Source organism: Endobacterium panacihumi (genome assembly GCF_050847465.1).
Lineage (GTDB): Bacteria > Pseudomonadota > Alphaproteobacteria > Rhizobiales > Rhizobiaceae > Neorhizobium > Neorhizobium panacihumi.
Map to the genome: position 1 here is coordinate 1 of NZ_JBOZRA010000009.1, position 17,737 is coordinate 17,737.

Annotated in this window: 13 protein-coding genes; 12 read left to right on the forward strand and 1 reads right to left on the reverse strand. The window is 59.9% G+C overall.

Annotated elements, in window-relative coordinates; translation table 11 throughout:
• Window positions 1–308 precede the first annotated feature (308 nt).
• The 5 genes from ACRQ1B_RS26155 to ACRQ1B_RS26175 all read left to right on the forward strand — a co-directional run bounded on the left by ACRQ1B_RS26155 (window position 309) and on the right by ACRQ1B_RS26175 (window position 7,978).
• Window positions 309–1,262 carry a phosphoribosylaminoimidazolesuccinocarboxamide synthase gene (locus ACRQ1B_RS26155; protein ID WP_432297057.1) on the forward strand — a complete coding sequence of 318 codons (954 nt, stop codon included), beginning with the start codon at window positions 309–311 and terminating at the stop codon, window positions 1,260–1,262.
• A gap of 82 nt (window positions 1,263–1,344) precedes the next feature.
• Window positions 1,345–1,902, forward strand: coding sequence for a TetR/AcrR family transcriptional regulator (locus ACRQ1B_RS26160; RefSeq protein ID WP_432297058.1), 558 nt, complete (start codon window positions 1,345–1,347; stop codon window positions 1,900–1,902).
• A 166-nt stretch (window positions 1,903–2,068) separates the two neighbouring features.
• Window positions 2,069–3,253 (forward strand): efflux RND transporter periplasmic adaptor subunit, encoded by a 1,185-nt coding sequence (locus tag ACRQ1B_RS26165; protein ID WP_432297059.1) that lies wholly within the window; start codon window positions 2,069–2,071, stop codon window positions 3,251–3,253.
• A 50-nt stretch (window positions 3,254–3,303) separates the two neighbouring features.
• Window positions 3,304–6,408 (forward strand): efflux RND transporter permease subunit, encoded by a 3,105-nt coding sequence (locus tag ACRQ1B_RS26170; RefSeq protein ID WP_432297060.1) that lies wholly within the window; start codon window positions 3,304–3,306, stop codon window positions 6,406–6,408.
• Between the two features lie 115 nt (window positions 6,409–6,523).
• Window positions 6,524–7,978 carry an efflux transporter outer membrane subunit gene (locus tag ACRQ1B_RS26175; RefSeq protein WP_432297061.1) on the forward strand — a complete coding sequence of 485 codons (1,455 nt, stop codon included), beginning with the start codon at window positions 6,524–6,526 and terminating at the stop codon, window positions 7,976–7,978.
• Window positions 7,979–8,076: 98 nt separating this feature from the next.
• On the opposite strand, the gene efp is transcribed toward ACRQ1B_RS26175, so the two are convergent.
• Window positions 8,077–8,646 (reverse strand): elongation factor P, encoded by a 570-nt coding sequence (efp, locus tag ACRQ1B_RS26180; protein ID WP_432297062.1) that lies wholly within the window; start codon window positions 8,644–8,646, stop codon window positions 8,077–8,079.
• A 152-nt stretch (window positions 8,647–8,798) separates the two neighbouring features.
• Between efp and epmA the strand changes: the two genes are divergently transcribed.
• From epmA to ACRQ1B_RS26215, 7 genes are all read left to right on the forward strand, one after another.
• Window positions 8,799–9,863: an EF-P lysine aminoacylase EpmA gene (gene epmA / locus ACRQ1B_RS26185; RefSeq protein WP_432297063.1), complete on the forward strand. Its 1,065-nt coding sequence runs from the start codon at window positions 8,799–8,801 to the stop codon at window positions 9,861–9,863.
• Window positions 9,860–10,906, forward strand: a complete 1,047-nt coding sequence (locus ACRQ1B_RS26190; RefSeq protein WP_432297064.1) for a lysine-2,3-aminomutase-like protein — start codon at window positions 9,860–9,862, stop codon at window positions 10,904–10,906. Before epmA ends, ACRQ1B_RS26190 begins: the two co-directional genes overlap by 4 nt.
• Before the next feature lie 912 nt (window positions 10,907–11,818).
• Window positions 11,819–12,070: an acyl carrier protein gene (locus ACRQ1B_RS26195; protein ID WP_432297065.1), complete on the forward strand. Its 252-nt coding sequence runs from the start codon at window positions 11,819–11,821 to the stop codon at window positions 12,068–12,070.
• A complete protein-coding gene (locus tag ACRQ1B_RS26200; RefSeq protein ID WP_432297066.1) occupies window positions 12,070–13,251 on the forward strand; it encodes an acyl-CoA dehydrogenase family protein in 1,182 nt (393 codons plus the stop codon). The genes ACRQ1B_RS26195 and ACRQ1B_RS26200 overlap by 1 nt, the downstream gene beginning before the upstream one ends.
• 40 nt (window positions 13,252–13,291) lie before the next feature.
• Window positions 13,292–14,203 (forward strand): amino acid--[acyl-carrier-protein] ligase, encoded by a 912-nt coding sequence (locus tag ACRQ1B_RS26205; RefSeq protein WP_432297067.1) that lies wholly within the window; start codon window positions 13,292–13,294, stop codon window positions 14,201–14,203.
• Window position 14,204: 1 nt separating this feature from the next.
• A complete protein-coding gene (locus ACRQ1B_RS26210) occupies window positions 14,205–15,179 on the forward strand; it encodes a DUF1839 family protein (protein WP_432297068.1) in 975 nt (324 codons plus the stop codon).
• Window positions 15,180–15,262: 83 nt separating this feature from the next.
• Window positions 15,263–17,710, forward strand: coding sequence for a glycoside hydrolase family 2 protein (locus tag ACRQ1B_RS26215; protein WP_432297069.1), 2,448 nt, complete (start codon window positions 15,263–15,265; stop codon window positions 17,708–17,710).
• Window positions 17,711–17,737 lie beyond the last annotated feature (27 nt).

The following is a 17,737-nucleotide window of genomic DNA, read 5'->3' on the forward strand; positions in this document are numbered from 1 at the left end:
TTTCTTTAGAACGAGAGGCTTCGTCGCCAGCAGCGCCGCCGCCCTCGTCAGTGACCGGGTTATAGTCCGAGCCCCCCGAAAACGTCAATGGGCCAATTTCATAAAAATGCAAAAATCGAATAAGTTATTGAATTTAAAAGATATAATCGTTTTCTTTGTTCCTTCCTGCCGCGTTCGATACATTATATACATATAGGCGTCTACGGTCGGCGCCGACTGCCTCATCGGTCCGTGCGCCATCCTTGTGTCCGCCGCCAAAAACATGCGATAGCGGAAACATCATTCCTCCTTGCGGAAAGTTCCTGCCCGTGCGTGTTCTCAGCGAAGCCTTCATTCCCGAACTGCCGAACCATTATCACGGCAAGGTCCGCGAAAATTACGATCTGGCCGACGGCAGCCGCATCATCATCGCGACCGATCGCCTGAGCGCGTTTGACCGGATCATCACATCCATTCCCGACAAGGGCCATGTTTTGACGCAGACGGCGCGCTACTGGTTTGAGGCGACGGCTGATATCTGCCCCAATCACGTGATCGCCTATCCGGACCCCAATGTCGTGGTCGGCAAGCGTCTCGATATCCTGCCGGTCGAGATCGTCGTGCGTGGTTATCTGGCCGGCACGACCGGCACGTCTCTCCTGACACTTTATAAAAAGGGCGAGCGGCAGATGTACGGTCTCGACCTGCCGGACGGGCTGCGTGACAATCAGGCTCTGCCGACGCCGGTCATCACCCCTACCAGCAAGGCCTTTGACGGTGGACATGACGAACCGCTCACCCCGGAAGAGATTGTCGAACGTGGATTGCTGACTGCGCAGCAGTGGCAGACGCTTTCAGATTACGCGCTGGCCCTTTTTGCACGTGGTCAAAAACTGTCAGCCGAACGTGGCCTGATCCTGGTCGATACCAAATATGAATTCGGCACCGACGAGAACGGCACGATCATTCTGGCCGACGAGATCCATACGCCGGATAGCAGCCGTTACTGGATTGCCGACAGCTATGAAGACGCATTTCGCACCGGTACGAGGCCGAAGAGTTTCGACAAGGATTTTGTCCGTGCCTGGGTTGTCGAACGTTGCGATCCCTACAAGGACGAACTGCCGCCGATCCCGCCGGAACTGATAGAGGAAACGGCAGCCGTCTATCGCATGGCGTTTGAGATGATCACCGGACAGGCCTTCGTATCCGACACCACCAACGGACCGGTGCTCGGCCGTGTGCGGGAAAACCTCAAAGGTTATTTTCCGAACGGTTCGTAACCTTTCGGAGAAAACGAAGACTGAAAAAGGATATGCCGTGCGCAGGCCAAGGCGGAAGGCAGAGGAAACCCGGGAAGACATCTTGCAGGCGGCCGAAACCTTGTTTCGAGCGCGTGGCATTGCCGGGTGCTCGATTGCCGACATTGCCCAGGCGCTGTCGATGTCGCCAGCCAACATCTTCAAGCATTTTCACTCCAAGCCGGCCCTGGTCGACGCGATCTGCGAGCGCCATATCCGCCATCTTGTCGACCGACTGGCGACACTCGACGAACAGGCCCCTGCGCCGACCCGCATGGCGCGTGTTGCCTGCAACATCATGGAAGCGCATCTTCAGGACATTCGCGAAAACCCGCACCTGTTCGAGATGATCCTGATGGTTTCAAAGGCGAACCTGCCGAGCGCCCTGCTCTATCGCCAAAAGATCGAAGCTCTTTTTGCCGATCTGATTGCTCAAGGCATGGCGGCGGGCACCTATCATTGCAAGAACGCTGATGTCGCAAGCCAAAGCGCCTCGGCTGCCTTTGCAAGCATCCTTCATCCCGCACTTCTGGCCAATGCCGATCTGGACGAATTGCACGACCGTTGCGACGGGCTTGCCGAACTCGTGAACGCTGCGCTGCAAAATCCGTTTGCAAAGTGACGATTTCTACATTACGTCACTTTGCAAACGACAGGCAGCCAATTTGTTAAAATAATTTAACATTTGGGCGAACGAAACGCGCTTCCGCAGCTCTTTTTGCCGTGCCATCATCGTTTTCCCGCCACAAAGGTGGGCTTCGAAAATCATGTCGCCCGGATAGCACCCTATGAACCGTCGCAGTCTCTTGCTTCTCACTCTTCCGCTGGTCATCGCCGGCTGCAGCGATTCGGGGAGTTCAACCGGTCAGGCAGGAAGCACGGCCGAAAAGCCGCCGTCGCCCGTCAGTGTCGTGATCATGAAAAAACAGGAACAGCCGATCACCCGCGTTCTGCCGGGCCGCGCTGTCGCTTTCCAGACCGCTGAGGTCCGCCCACAGGTGGCCGGCATGATCAAACAGGTCGTGTTCAACGAAGGTAACGAGGTCAAGGCAGGCGCCCTTCTCTACAAGATCGACGACAGCAGCTATGCCGCCTCTCTGGCAGAAGCAAAGGCAAGCCTCGCCAAGGCCGAAGCGAGCGTGCCGACCGCGCAGGCCAACGTCGTGCGATATGAAAAGCTGGTCAACAGCGGCGCTACGCAAATCGAATTCGACAATGCGAAAGTGACGCTTTTGCAGGCACAGGCAGACGTCGAACAGGCCAAGGCAGCGCTGCAATCCGCCCAGATCAATCTCGATTATACCGAGATCAAGGCGCCTTTCGACAGCGTCACCGATATTTCCAAGGTTGATGTCGGCAATATTGTTACTGCCAACCAGACGACGGCACTGACAACGCTGCGCCAGCTCGACCCGATCTATATCGACCTGACTGAATCCAGTACCAACCTTCTGGAATTGCGCGCCGCCATCGCAGCCGGTCGCCTGAAGGGCAATCCCAACCAGGCCGACATGCGCTTGAAGCTGGAGGATGGAACGGATTACAACAAGACCGGCCGGCTGGACATGTCGGAACTCGCCGTCAGCGAGACGACCGGTACCTACCAGATCCGGGCGCAGTTCGATAATCCAGAAAACCTCATCCTGCCTGGCATGTATGTGCGCGCGACGGTGACGCTCGGCATGGAAACCGGCTATCTTCTTCCGCAGCGCGCAGCGACCCGCAACGCTCGCGGCGAGCTTTCGGCAAAATTCGTGACGGCTGAAAACAAGGTCGAAACCCGGCTTTTCCAAAACGCCCAGGTCTCTGGAAACAACTGGCTTGTCGATACCGGCATCAGTGACGGCGACAAGCTGGTCATCGATGGTTTTCAATGGATCGCCGATGGCGCTGTGGTCAAGCCTGTCGAAGCAACCGTGGGTGAGGATGGCCTGGTTGTCGAAGCCGAAGCGGCAAAACAGCCGACGCAATAACACGATAGCACCGACCGCATCCGACGATATCGGCTCCCGAGGTTTTCTGAATGGCCAAGTTTTTCATCCGGCGACCGGTTTTCGCCTGGGCAATCGCAATCGTGATCATGCTGGGCGGCGCGCTCGCGATCACCACGTTGTCGATTTCGCAATATCCGGACATTGCGCCGACGACGGTGCGCATCAGCTCCACTTATAACGGCGCGAGCGCCGAAACCGTCGAAAAATCAGTCACCAGCATTATCGAGGACGGCATGACCGGGCTCGACGATCTCACCTACATGACGTCGTCGTCCTCCACCGGGCGATCGACCGTAACCCTCACCTTCGGCAACTCGATCATGCCGGATATTGCGCAGGTTCAGGTACAGAACAAGCTGCAACTGGTGCAATCACAATTGCCGGATGTGGTGCAGCAGCAGGGCATTTCCGTTTCGCGCTCGACCTCGAGTATTCTCATGGTCGGCGCGCTGGTATCGCGTGACGGCAAGCGTAGTTCGGTCGACCTCGGCGACCTTTTTGCCACCTCGATCGAAGATCAGGTTCAGCGCCTCGAAGGCGTCGGCAGCATCAACGTCTTTGGTTCCGGCTACGCAATGCGTGTCTGGCTCGATCCCTTCAAGCTCAACAAGTACCAACTGACCGCAGCCGACGTGACCTCCGCCATCGAGGCGCAGAACACGCAGGTGTCGGTCGGCGCACTCGGCGCGCAGCCGGTCGCCCAAGGGCAGCAGCTGACCGTGACGATGACGGCGCAGAGCCAGCTGACCACGGTCGACGATTTCGAGCGAATCATCCTCAAGGTCGAGCAGACCGGTGCAAATGTGCGTCTGAGCGATGTCGCACGCGTCGAGATCGGCCAGGAAAGTTATGGCGGCAGCTCGCGTTATGATGGCCTGCCGTCGGCCGGTTTCGCCGTCAATCTGGCGACCGGCGCTAACGCCATCGATACCGCCGCCCTCGTTAAGGGAGAGCTAAACCGGGCTGCGGCGGGTCTGCCCGATGGTGTCGAGATCCAGTATCCCTATGACACGACGCCCTTCGTGCAGCTGTCGATCGAGAAGGTCGTCCACACGCTGATCGAGGCGATCGTTCTCGTCTTCGTCGTTCTTCTCGTCTTCCTGCAGAATTTCCGCGCCACGCTGATCCCGATGATCGCAGTACCGGTGGTCCTGCTCGGCACATTCGGCATTCTGGCGCTGACCGGATATTCGATCAATACGCTCACTATGTTCGCCATGGTTCTGGCCATCGGCCTTCTCGTCGACGATGCGATCGTCGTGGTCGAAAATGTCGAGCGCATCATGGACGAAGAGGGCCTGTCGCCGCTGGAAGCGACGGAGAAGTCGATGGGCGAGATTACCGGTGCCATCATCGGTATTGCCCTGGTGCTGACGGCCGTCTTCATTCCGATGGCATTTTTCGGCGGCTCGACCGGCGTCATCTACCGCCAGTTCTCCATCACCATCGTTTCGGCCATGCTGCTATCCGCTCTCGTGGCGATCGTGCTGACGCCGGCGCTATGCGCGACGATGCTGAAGCCGATCGACCATCACAAGAAACAACGCGGGATCGGCGCCTGGTTCAATCGCAACTTTGACCGCGCCACCAATGGTTATGTCGGCAGTGTCGGTTACCTATTGAAACGGCCGCTGCGCATGGTGGTGATGTTCGCGATCGTGGTTGGCGGCTGCGCCTTCCTGTTTGCCCGTCTGCCAAGCTCCTTCCTGCCGCAGGAAGACCAGGGCGTGCTGATGACCATCATCCAGACGCCGGTCGGCGCCACCACCGAACGTACGGAAGCAGTGGTTAAACAGGTCGAACAATTCTATCTCGGGCAGGAAAAGGACAATGTCGACGCCGTCTTCGGGGCGCTCGGCTTCTCTTTCAACGGCACCGGCCAGAACAACGCGATCGTATTCACCAAACTCAAGGATTTCGACTTGCGCACCGGCACCGGCCAGTCGGCCGCCGAGGTGATGCACCGCGCACAGGCGCATTTCCTGACACTGCGCGATGCCCAGGTTTTTGCGCTTCTGCCGCCGGCCATTCAGGGCCTCGGCAACTCGGCCGGTTTTTCCATGTATCTGGTCGACAGCGGCAATAACGGCAATGAGGCGCTTACCCGCGTGTCGCAGCAACTGATTCAGGAAACCGGGACCAACGCCTATATCAGCTCTCTGCGCTCCAACAGCCAGCGCTCGGAAACCCAGCTGAAAATCCTGCTCGATCAGGAAAAGCTTGGGGCCATGGGCGTTGATCTGTCGGCCGTCAACTCCATGCTGGCGACCATCTTCGCCGGGCGCGACGTCAACGATTTCACGCTCAACAACGAGTTGAAGCCGGTCTATGTTCAAGGCGATACGCCTTACCGCATGCAGCCGACCGACCTCAAATACTGGTATGCCCGCAACACCAATGGCGAGATGGTGCCCTTTTCCAGCTTCAGCAAGCTGGACTGGGTGAGTGGCACGCCGCAACTGGCCCGTTACAACGGTACCAGCGCGATCTCACTCGACGGCGCCTCCAAGCCGGGCGTCAGCACCGGTGAAGCGATGGACGAAATGGAACGGCTGGTGGAGGCGCTTCCCGGCGGCTACACCGTCGCCTGGCAGGGCATTTCCTATCAGGAACGTCTTTCCGGCTCGCAGGCACCCATGCTCTATGCGCTGTCGATCCTGATCGTTTTTCTTTGCCTTGCCGCACTTTACGAAAGCTGGTCGATCCCGTTCTCGGTCATCCTTGCCGTTCCCGTCGGTGTGCTCGGTGCCGTGGGGGCAGCGGATCTGCTCGGCCAATCGAATGACGTCTATTTCAAGGTCGGCCTTCTGACGACGATCGGGCTTGCGGCAAAGAACGCGATTCTGATCGTCGAATTTGCCAAAGACAGGCAGGAGACGGGGATGGGGCTTTTCGAGGCCACGCTCGAAGCCGCGAAATTGCGACTTCGGCCGATCATCATGACCTCTCTCGCCTTCATTCTGGGCGTCGTACCGCTGGCAATCGCCACCGGTGCAGGGTCTGCGGCGCAGAATGCGATCGGCATTGGAGTGCTGGGTGGTATGCTTTCTGCAACACTCCTCGGAATTTTCTTCGTCCCATCGCTTTTTGTGATCGTCCGGCGGTTATCAAGAGGTAAAAAAACCGTCAATTAACGCAGTGATTTTGAATCGGCGAAAAGTTGCTACGTCTCGCACGCTTGCATGGATGACAAGCTGGGCAGGACGGATCGGCAGGAAGCCCCAAGGTTCGTTAGATTAGGAAAAACACATGGTTTCCATACGCGCGGCAGCTCCCCTCGTCATGCTTCTGCTGTCCGGTTGTGTCGTCGGCCCTGACCACACCGCACCCGAAATAACGCTTCCCGCAAAATTTGCCGAAGGCAAGGCCAAGAGCAATGGCGATGTCTCCACCGATCAGTGGTGGACAGCGTTCAACGACAGCCGCCTGAACGGCTATGTCAATCAGGGTCTCGACCAGAACCTTGACATCCTGCAGGCGATGGAACGCATCACTCAGGCGGAAGCGGACGTGATCTCCGCCGGTGCCGGCGGCTTACCCTCGCTTACACTCAACAGCGAGGTCAACCGGTCGGGCGCGAAAGGCTATCGCGGCACGATTCCCCAGTCCGTACCGTCGACGGCTGTCAGCGCCGGCCTTCAAGGGTCTTGGCTGCTCGACTTCTTCGGCCTTTATCGTCGCTCGAAAGAAGCCGCGATCGCCCAGCTCGGCGCGGCCGATGCTGCTGTCGACACCGCACGCCTGAGCCTGCTTTCCCAGGTCGCGGCGGCCTATATCGACGTTCGTTATTACCAGGAAAGCATTGCGATCGCCCGTGCCAACCTGAAGTCTCGCAATGAAACCCTGTCCCTGACAAGGCTGCAGCTGGACGCGGGCGCTGCTTCGCGCCTCGACGTCGTCCAGTCGGAAAGCCTGGTAAACACCACGCTGGCCACTATTCCGGGTCTGGAAACGCAGTACCGTCAGGCCGCACATCGCGTTGCAACCCTGCTTGGCATGCCGGCATCGTCGCTGCTCGGCGAATTGCAGAAGGGTGCGCGCCAGCCGGTTGCCCGCTTCAACGCACGCGCCGGCGTACCTGCCGATCTCGTCCGCAACCGTCCGGACATTCGTGCGGCGGAACGTCAGCTTGCGGCCGCTGTCGCCAATATCGGCGTCGCCGAAGCCAATCTCTATCCGAGCATCAGCCTCAGCGGTTCGATCTCGCCGTCCTATACCCGTCGCAACGGCGGTGGAGACAGCCACCTCCTGTCCTGGGGGTTCGGCCCGACGCTGAACCTGCCCATCTTCGACGGTGGTCAGTTGCGTGCAAACCTTTCGGCCACGGAATCGCAGGCACGCGAAGCCTATCTCGCCTGGAAGCAGACCGTTCTGGCGGCTGTCGAAGAAGTCGAGAACGCTCTTGCAGCCGTCACACGTGACAGCCGCACGGTTGCCGCCAACCGCGCGACGGTTGCTTCCAGCCAGGAAGCCCTGACGCTGGCCACGGCAAGCTACCGCGACGGCGCATCCTCGCTGCTCGACGTTCTCGATGCACAGCGCACCGTTTCGGAGGCGCAGTCGAACCTCGCGCAGGCTATCCGCCAGATGGCGCAGGATTACGTGACGCTGAGCGTCGCCATGGGTGGCGGTTATGCCTATGGCAAGGCGCCGGCCGGCGCCAAGGGCCCGACCGTTTACGCAGCCAAGTCTCTCAAGAACTGAAGGCGGCGCGGTTTCCGCGCCTCGCTTTCACTCCAAACGAAAAGGCCCCGCAACTCGATTGCGGGGCCTTTTCTTGATATCGGTACGGAAAGCGTCGATCAGTTCTTGGCGCGCTCGACGTAGGAATTGTCTTCGGTGGCGATGACGACGCGGGTGCCGGCATCGATATGCGGCGGAACCGCAGTGCGGATGCCGTTGGACAGCATGGCCGGCTTGTAGGACGACGAGGCCGTCTGGCCCTTCACGACCGGCTCGGTCTCGGTGATTTCCAGAATCACGTGACGCGGCAGCTGCAGCGCAAGTGCTACGCCTTCATGCATGGACAGGATGCAGGTCATGCCTTCCTGCAGATAGGCCTTCTGGTCGCCCATGGTCTCGACATCGACGACGACCTGATCGTAGGATTCCGGGTTCATGAAGTGAAAACCCTCGCCGTCCTCATAGAGGAACTGGAAGTTGACGTCTTCGACGAACGCGCGCTCGACCTGCTCGGTCGTGCGCCAGCGCTCCGACACCTTCACGCCGTCAACGATGCGGCGCATGTTGACCTGGGTGACCGGCGTGCCCTTGCCCGGATGAAAATTTTCAGCCGTGAGAACGACGTAAAGCTTGCCGTCGACGTCGATAACATTGCCCTTGCGGACCGATGAGGCGATGACCTTGACCATAAGACTTCCTTGTAACGCGGCCAGCCACGTCGTAGAGGACTGGCGAAATGGCCGTAGTGATGCTTTTCAGGTTTCCTTGGCCGCGCAACTAACGCAAAATCCGCCAAATAGCCAGCCCTTCGTGGAGCACGGCGTGGCGAAGAGAAACAACCATGACCCGCAGTGCAGCCTCCACGTCTCCCTGGTGGACAAAAAGCATTCATGCCGACCGCCGCCCCTTCCTGATCGGACGCAATCGGGTGCAGACGGCGTTGCGCCAGTTTTTCGGCATGCAGGATTTTGTCGAGGTCGATACCGCGACCTTGCAGGTCTCTCCCGGCAATGAGGCGCATCTGCATGCCTTTGCAACCGAGGCGCTGACGATCGACGGCCAGGCCAGTCCGCTCTACCTGCACACATCGCCTGAATTTGCCGCCAAAAAGCTGCTTTCCGCCGGCGAGGAGCGCATCTTCACCTTCGCGCATGTCTATCGCAACCGCGAGCGCGGGCCGCTTCACCACCCGGAATTCACCATGCTGGAATGGTACCGCGTCGGCGAGGCGTATGAGCAGCTGATGGCGGATTGCGCCGACATGCTGACACTGGCGGCCGAGACGACCGGCACCAAAGGTTTTGTGTTTCGCGGCATGGAATGCGATCCCTTTGCCAAGCCGGAACGGGTGACGCTGGCTGAAGCGTTTCAGCGTTTCGCAGGCATCGATCTGCTCTCCTCCATTTCGGCGAGCGGCGAGAACGACCGCGACACACTGGCGGCGGAACTGCAACGCGTCGGTTTGCGCGTCTCCGAAGACGACAGCTGGGCTGATCTGTTCAGCAAGGTTCTGGTGGAAAAGATCGAACCGCATCTGGGCAATGGCCGCGCCACGATCCTCTGCGAATACCCGGTTTCGGAAGCGGCGCTTGCCCGCCCCTCGCCGCGTGATCCGCGTGTCGCCGAACGGTTCGAGCTTTATGCCTGCGGTGTGGAACTGGCCAACGCATTCGGCGAACTGACCGATGCCGGCGAACAGCGCCGCCGTTTCGAGATCGAGATGGCGGAAAAGGCCCGCATTTATGGCGAAACCTACCCGATCGACGAGGATTTTCTGGCAGCACTTTCGGTGATGCCAGATGCGAGTGGTGCAGCACTCGGCTTCGACCGGCTGGCCATGCTGGCGACCGGCGCGACGCGCGTGGACCAAGTGATGTGGGCTCCGGTTGCGGAGACGTTTGGGTGACCGTCGCACGTTCATTAAAGACACCCGAGGACCTGATTTCCGCAGGCCTGATCGAAACCGGCAAGCTGGAGGATATTCGCGCAGTTGCGAAAGATTATGCGATCGCGTTGACGCCGGCCGTGGTGTCGCTGATCGACCGCTCTGACGAAAACGACCCGATTGCCCGCCAGTACGTGCCCAGTGCAGAGGAACTGGGCACGACGCCGGAGGAACGCGAAGACCCGATCGGCGATGCAGCGCACAGTCCGGTGAAGGGCATCGTACACCGTTATCCCGACCGGGTGCTGTTGAAGGCCGTGCATGTGTGCCCGGTCTATTGCCGTTTCTGCTTTCGTCGCGAAATGGTGGGGCCGCAGGGCGACGGCACGTTGGCGCCCGACGAACTGGAGGCGGCGCTCGATTATATCAAAGCCAACAAAAAAATCTGGGAAGTGATTCTCACCGGTGGCGATCCGCTCGTGCTCTCTCCGCGGCGGCTGGCGGTGATCATGCGCGGGCTGGCGGCAATCGACCACGTGAAAATCCTGCGCTTTCATACGCGCGTGCCCGTCGTTGAACCGGATCGTATCGATGCCGCTTTGATCAATGCGCTGAAAGCAAGCGGCAAGGTCGTTTACGTGGCGCTGCACGCCAACCATGCCCGCGAAATGACGGCGGACGCGCGTGCCGCCTGCGCCCGGCTGGTGGATGCCGGTTTTCCGATGGTGAGCCAGACCGTGCTTCTGAAGGGTGTGAACGATGATCCGGCGGTGCTTGGCGACCTGATGAAGGCCTTTGTCGAGACGCGGATCAAACCCTATTACCTGCACCATCCCGACCTTGCCCCCGGCACCGGCCATTTTCGTCTCGATATCGAGGACGGACAGAAAATCGTCTCGGCCTTGCGCGGCAATATTTCGGGTCTCTGCCAGCCGACCTATGTGCTGGATATTCCCGGCGGCCATGGCAAGGCGGTGATCGGGGAGAATGCGGCGAGACCTGATGGCGGCTGTTATTCGGTGAGCGATTTTCGTGGTGAAACGCATGTTTATCCTCCAAAATAATCGGTTCGCCTGAAAACACAGGTTCGCATTCGCGCGACGTCACCCGCCCGCGGCTTGATCCTTCCTGCACTGGCCCGGCTTGGCCGGGGGTATTCATTCGGAGAGCCCACGCGAACGCGGAACCTCACTTTGGTTTTAGTCTGTGGCTCCGCGTTCGCGTGGCCTTCGGCGTTTGTTCGAGGCTTCCGGCCTCTACGGATGATCCTCTCACCTCACTGCGTGGCTTTGTTCACGTCCGCCTTTCGGGCGGACCTGCCACTTGCACGGCTAAACCGAACCCGGCATGGCTGCCGGGGGAAGGCTTGATAGGGCAAGGTATTCGCACCTCACCCATGAGTTTCACCCCTTGCGCCCTTTCCGCACGTTACGGATCAGACACAAGCGCCGGCCCCCACCTGCCCGCGAACGTCTCGCGAAACACTCCGGCAGCGAAGGCAGGTGAAGTATCGCACATCCGCGAAATGCGGGGATGAACTCGAAGTCAACGTGTTGATATCATTGAATCGACCCCTCAAAACGTCCACGGGCTTTGTCAGTTTTGGTGGCGAGGGGGCCGTTGACGTTGGAGGGCTTGGGTGTGGATCCTCGGGTCAAGCCCGAGGATGACCAAGGAGAAGGAGGCGCACCGGTGCCACAAAGCGCCGTTTTCCTGCATGGAAGTGCCCGCGGAGGCCCGCCGCTCAATGGTCCCCGACTGGCCTTTATATTGATTGGCGCACCTCGCTCCGCCACCCTCTGGAGTCATCCTCGGGCTTGACCCGAGGATCCACACGCGGCTCGACCGCCGATCTCTCAAATTATACAGAATCCCGCATCCAAGATTTCACCAAATAACTTTGCCGTTCCTTAGGCTCTCTTCTTTAAAACCCGAGCATCAATCGATGAACAATTGAATGCGTGGGAGATGTCGAGATGAACGAGACGATTCGCGAACTGCTGGCCCGTGTTGGCGGCCTGCCCGTACCGGTGACGGACCTCACCGATGAGGCGGATCTTTATGCCGCCGGCCTTTCTTCATTCGCCTCCGTGCAGGTGATGCTGGCGATCGAGGAAAGCTTTGATATCGAATTCCCCGACAGTCTGCTGAACCGCAAATCCTTCGCCAGCATCAAGGCGATCGAGGAAACGGTGGCGCAGATCATCAAGAGTCGCGAGGCAGCCTGATGTCTCTCGCTGCACTTGCCACCGACAATACGCTTGCCACCCGCGCGCAACGCGTGGCGGCAGTCGCAGCAGAATTTGCCGACCGTGTCGATGCGGAAGGCCGGTTTCCCTGTGAAGCCATCGACGCGATGAAGGCCGAGCGTCTGCTCGGCATTCAGGTGCCCTCAGCCCATGGCGGCGAAAGCGCCTCGCTTGTGGAGATCGCCGAGGTCTGCTCGATCCTCGGGCAGGCCTGCGCCTCGAGCGCGATGATCTTTGCCATGCACCACATCAAGCTCTCGAGCCTGGTGGAGCACTACCAATCAAGTGCCTGGCACACCGGTTTCATGCAGGAAGTGGCCGGACGTCAGCTTCTGCTCGGTTCCGCGACCACTGAAGGCGGGATCGGCGGCAACCTGCGCAATTCGATCTGTGCCATAGAGATCGACGGCGCAACCTGCCGGCTGACGAAAGAGGCAACCGTGATTTCCTATGGCATCGAATCCGATGCCATTCTGATCACGTCGCGCGCCAATGCCGATGCTGCCCCGAGCGACCAGGTGATGACCGTGTTCCGCAAGGACCAGTACACGCTGGAGCATACCCACGACTGGGATACGCTGGGGATGCGCGGCACCTGCTCGGATGGTTTTCTGTTCAGGGGCGAAGCGCCGGCCGAACAGGTATTTCCGCAACCTTTTGCCGAAATCGCCGCGCAATCCATGCTGGCCACCTGCCATCTTCTCTGGAGCGCGGTCTGGTTCGGCATTGCCGCCGATGCGGTTTCGCGCGCTCAGAGCTTCGTGCGTGCCGCCGCCCGCAAGACGGCCGGTCAGGTGCCGCCCGGCGCGTTGCATCTGGCGGAGGCCTCGAACCTGTTGCAGATGGTGAAATCCAGCCTGCTTTCCGGCATCCGCACCTATGAAGACGCCAAGGCGGATGGCGAAAAGCTGTCTTCGATGGGGTTCGCCATCGCCATGAACAATATCAAGATCGCATCTTCGCAGACGATCCTCGATATCATCAACAAGGCGATGCTGATCTGCGGCATCATGGGCTACAAGAACGGCACGCCCTACAGCCTTGGCCGCCATCTGCGTGACGCTCATTCGGCGCAGCTGATGATTTCCAATGACCGCATACTTGCCAACTCATCGACCATGCTTCTGGTGCAGAAACCGGATTTCAGCCTGCTGGGCTGACATCCCATAATCCTTTTCAACGTTTTTCAGGGGTGACGTGATGGATATGCAGACCTCCTTTCTCGACCGGCTGTTCGATGCCGGTCTGCTGATCGATACCGGCGTCGACGGGCTTTATGGCCGCAGCGGCCAGTTCGAGGACGTGATTGCCGCCTTCGAACGGCTGATCGACAAGGTGGGCGGCGCTGACGGCGCGGAAGCCATGCGCTTTCCGCCGGGCATGAACCGCGCCTTTTTCGAGACCAGCGGCTATATGAAGAGCTTTCCGCAGCTGGCAGGCACCGTGCATTCCTTCTGCGGCAGCGAACTCGACCACATGAGCCTGTTGAAATGCATGGAAGTGGGCGAGGAAGACTGGACCAAGGACCAGAAGGCCACCGACATCGTGCTGACGCCCGCCGCCTGCTACCCGCTTTATCCGACCGTTGCCCGTCGCGGCAAACTGCCGGCCGGCGGTGCGCTGTTTGACCTGCAAAGCTATTGCTTCCGCCACGAACCTTCCAAGGATCCGGCCCGCCAGCAGCTTTTCCGCATGCGCGAATATATCTGCATGGGCACGGAACAACATGTGACGGATTTCCGCCAGAGCTGGATGGACCGGGGCGTCGAGATGATGAAGGCTGTCGGTCTTGACGTGACCATCGATGTCGCCAACGACCCGTTCTTCGGTCGTGCCGGAAAAATGATGGTCAACAACCAGCGTGACCAGAATCTGAAATTCGAGCTGCTGATCCCGATCACCTCGGCAGCAAACCCGACCGCCTGCATGAGCTTCAACTACCATCAGGACTCATTTGGCACCAAATGGGGCCTGAATCTGGAAGACGGCAGCGTGGCGCATACGGCCTGTGTCGGTTTCGGCCTGGAGCGCATTGCGCTGGCGCTGTTCCACACGCATGGGCTGGACGTGAAGGACTGGCCGGAACACGTGCGTGCAACGCTCTGGGGTTGAAATGACGGCGGTATTTTCCGAGCTTGATCCGCAGAACTATCAGCCGCATGCACTGCATGCGGCTGACCGCATCTGGCCGGAAACCAATTGTTATGTCGACCTGTGGATCGAGGTGCTCTCCGCTACCGGCCTGCCGCCGGAAGCCATGTTGGGCTTTACGCTGAGCCAGGATTTCGAAGGCGACCAGATGACCTTTTTCAAGGTGCCGCTGGAAGACCTCGAAACCCTTTACGGCATCCGCGTGACCGAACTGGCGATCTTTGACCGGCCGGAAGGCCATGTGCTGGAGCAGATATCTCGCGGTCGTCTGTGCCTTCTCGAAATGGACAGTTTTTATCTGCCCGACACACGCGGCCTGACCTACGGCACCGAACACGGCAAGACCACGGTCGCCATCAACTGGCTGGATGTGGCCGGTCGAACAATGGATTATTTCCACAATGGCGGTTTCTTTTCGCTCTCCGGCGAGGATTTCGACGGCATCTTTCAGCACCATCTGACGGAAAAGGATCCGCCCTTCCTGCCCTATACGGAATTTGCGAAATTCCCGGCCCAACAGGCGGATGCGCAACACATTCGCGATGAAGCCGAGCGACTTTTGCGCCGGCATTTTGCGCGGCGGCCGGCCGGCAATCCGGTGCGGGCGTTCGCAAAGCTGTTTCCTGCGCAGGCGGCAGAGCTGGCGGAACGCGAGTTCGCGTTTTTCCATAAATATGCCTTCAACACGCTGCGGCAGATGGGTGCCAATTTCGAACTTTTGGCCGCCCATCTGATCTGGCTGGAAAGGCGCGAACTGGCAGGCCATGCCGAAAAGATCGCGGAGACGGCCAAATCCTCGCAATTCCTGCTGGCGCGGGCTGTGGCCCGAAAAAAATTCGAGCCGCTGGCAACGGTGCTCGACCCGGCGGCGGACGCCTGGGAGGCACTGATGAGCGGACTTGCGGCAAACCTTGCGGGCACCCGCGAGGCCGCTTAAAGCCTGTTCTGCAGCAGCGTTTCGGCACCTCTTTGCGGTTCCTGAAACGCTAGCGCGGTTTTTCTTCGGATTGGGATGGGCTGATGGGCGGCAGTGAGCGTTTTCTGACGGATGGATGGGCGCTGACCTTGAGTGAGCCCGGCGCCTATGCCGCACCCGGCGATATTCCCGGAACTGTCGAAACCATTGCAGCGCCGGTACCCGGCACCGTGGCATCGGCGCTACGCGGCGCAGATAAATTCGACGCCGCTTATCCGACACCGCTGGAAAACCTCGATGCCTGGTATCGGCTTGATCTGCCGGGCGAAGCCGGCGCGGCCGTGCTGCGGTTTGCCGGGCTGGCGACGGTCACCGAAGTCTATCTCAACGATATGCTGATCCTCGCATCGGAAAGCATGTTCGAGGCCCATGACGTGAGGGTGACGCTGACCGGCAGCGACCGGCTGGCCATGTGTTTTCGCGCGATCGGCCCGCATCTGACGAGAAGCGGCCCACGCGCCCGCTGGCGACCACGCATGATGCGCTCGCAAGGTTTGAGGCTGTTGCGCACCACGGCGCTGGGTTTCATGCCCGGCTGGTGCCCGGATGTGGTGGCGGTGGGGCCCTGGCGGGCAATCTCGATCCTGCGCGTGGATGCCAGGCCACGGGACTTTGCCATCCGTTCGACACTGGGCGAGGATGGCACGGGCGTCTTAACGGTTTCCTATGCGGCAGAGAGCGGGACCGACAATCTGCGGCTGGTCTGTGATGGACGGCAGGCCGCCTTTGTCTTGTCCGATGGCCGGATGAATGCCCAACTGGTTTTGCCGGACGTAACACGCTGGTGGCCGAGGACACATGGCGAACCGGTTCTGCACGATGTGATTGTCGAAGATGCCACCGGACAGGAGGTCATCGGGCGTACCGGGTTTCGGCGGATCGAGGTGGATCGCGGTGCCGATGGCAACGATTTTGCCATAAGGGTGAATGGCGAGGCCGTGTTCTGCCGTGGCGCAGCGTGGACGAACGCCGATATCGTCTCGCTGCCCGGCGGGCGGGCGGATTATGCACCATGGCTGGAACTGGCCGCGGAAGCCGGCATGAACATGATCCGCATTCCCGGTATCGCCACTTACGAAACGCCTGCGTTCTTCAAGCTCTGCGACGAGCTGGGCATCATGGTCTGGCAGGACCTGATGTTCGCGAATTTCGATTACCCGGCTAACGATGAAGCTTTGTTGATTCACGTGAAAACCGAAGTCGAGCAATTACTGGCGGCGATTTCCGGTTCTCCTTCACTGGCCATCCTTTGCGGCGGCAGCGAGATGTTCCAGCAGGGTGCGATGATGGGTCTGCCGGAACGCATCTTTAAAGGCGCGCTGGCCACCGAAATTCTGGCCGGATTTTGCCGCGATGGACGGGCGGACGTGGCTTACGTGGACAATTCGCCGAGCGGCGGAGCGCTGCCGTTTTTCCCCAATGCCGGGGTGGCGCATTATTACGGTGTCGGGGCCTATTGCCGGCCGCTTGACGATGCGCGCCGTGCGAATGTGCGCTTTGCGGCGGAATGCCTTGCCTTTTCCAATGTGCCGGATGCCGAGACGCTGGAACGACATCTGCCGGTGCCGCCCTCGCATAATCCGCGCTGGAAGGCGCGGGTGCCGCGCGATGCCGGCACATCCTGGGATTTCGAGGATGTACGCGACCATTATCTGCAGGCACTCTACGGCTTGGAACCGGCAAGGCTGCGGTATGAAGACCCCGAACGTTACCTTGCCTTTTCCCGCGCCGCGCCGGCCGAGGTGATGGAAGCGACATTTGCGGAATGGCGGCGGCCGGGCTCAAGCTGCCATGGCGCGCTGGTCTGGACGTTGATGGATCTTCTGCCCGGAGCCGGCTGGGGCGTGATCGATGCGACTGGGCGGCCGAAATCCACCTGGCATGCGCTGAAACGGGCGTTTCGCCCGGTGCAGGTGGTGTTGTCCGATGAAGGCACCAATGGACTTGATGTGCATGTCGTCAACGATAGCGCTGTTTCACGGGATATGGTGGTCGAGCTTGCGTGTCTGCGCGACGGGCGCCAGGTGGTGGTGAGCGGTTCAAGAACGCTGACACTCGATGCCCGGCAGGGCCTGACACTGGCGGCGACCGACCTGTTCGGCGCGTTTTTCGATACGACCTATGCCTATCGTTTCGGGCCGCCATCGCATGACGTAACCGTGGCCCGGCTGAAGGATGCGGCAAGTGGCGGGATCATTGCCGAAGCCTTTCATTTTCCGCTGGGTCGCACACCTGCCCTGCATGCGGTGGCGATCGAGGCGAGCCTTGTTAAGGGGGAAGACGGTGGCTGGGTTTTACAACTTTCCACCGACATTCTTGCGCAGTCGGTTTCAATCGGCGTCGACGGTTTTCGAGTGGCGGACAACGGGTTTCATCTGGCCCCCGGCACTGTGAAACAGGTGAAACTGGTGCCTTTGACAAGCGCCGATGCGCAAAACCGGCCGAGCGGGTCGATCAGCGCACTCGGCAGCGGGCACCTCACACGCTTCTGACCATGGTGTTGACGACGCCGGCGCGCC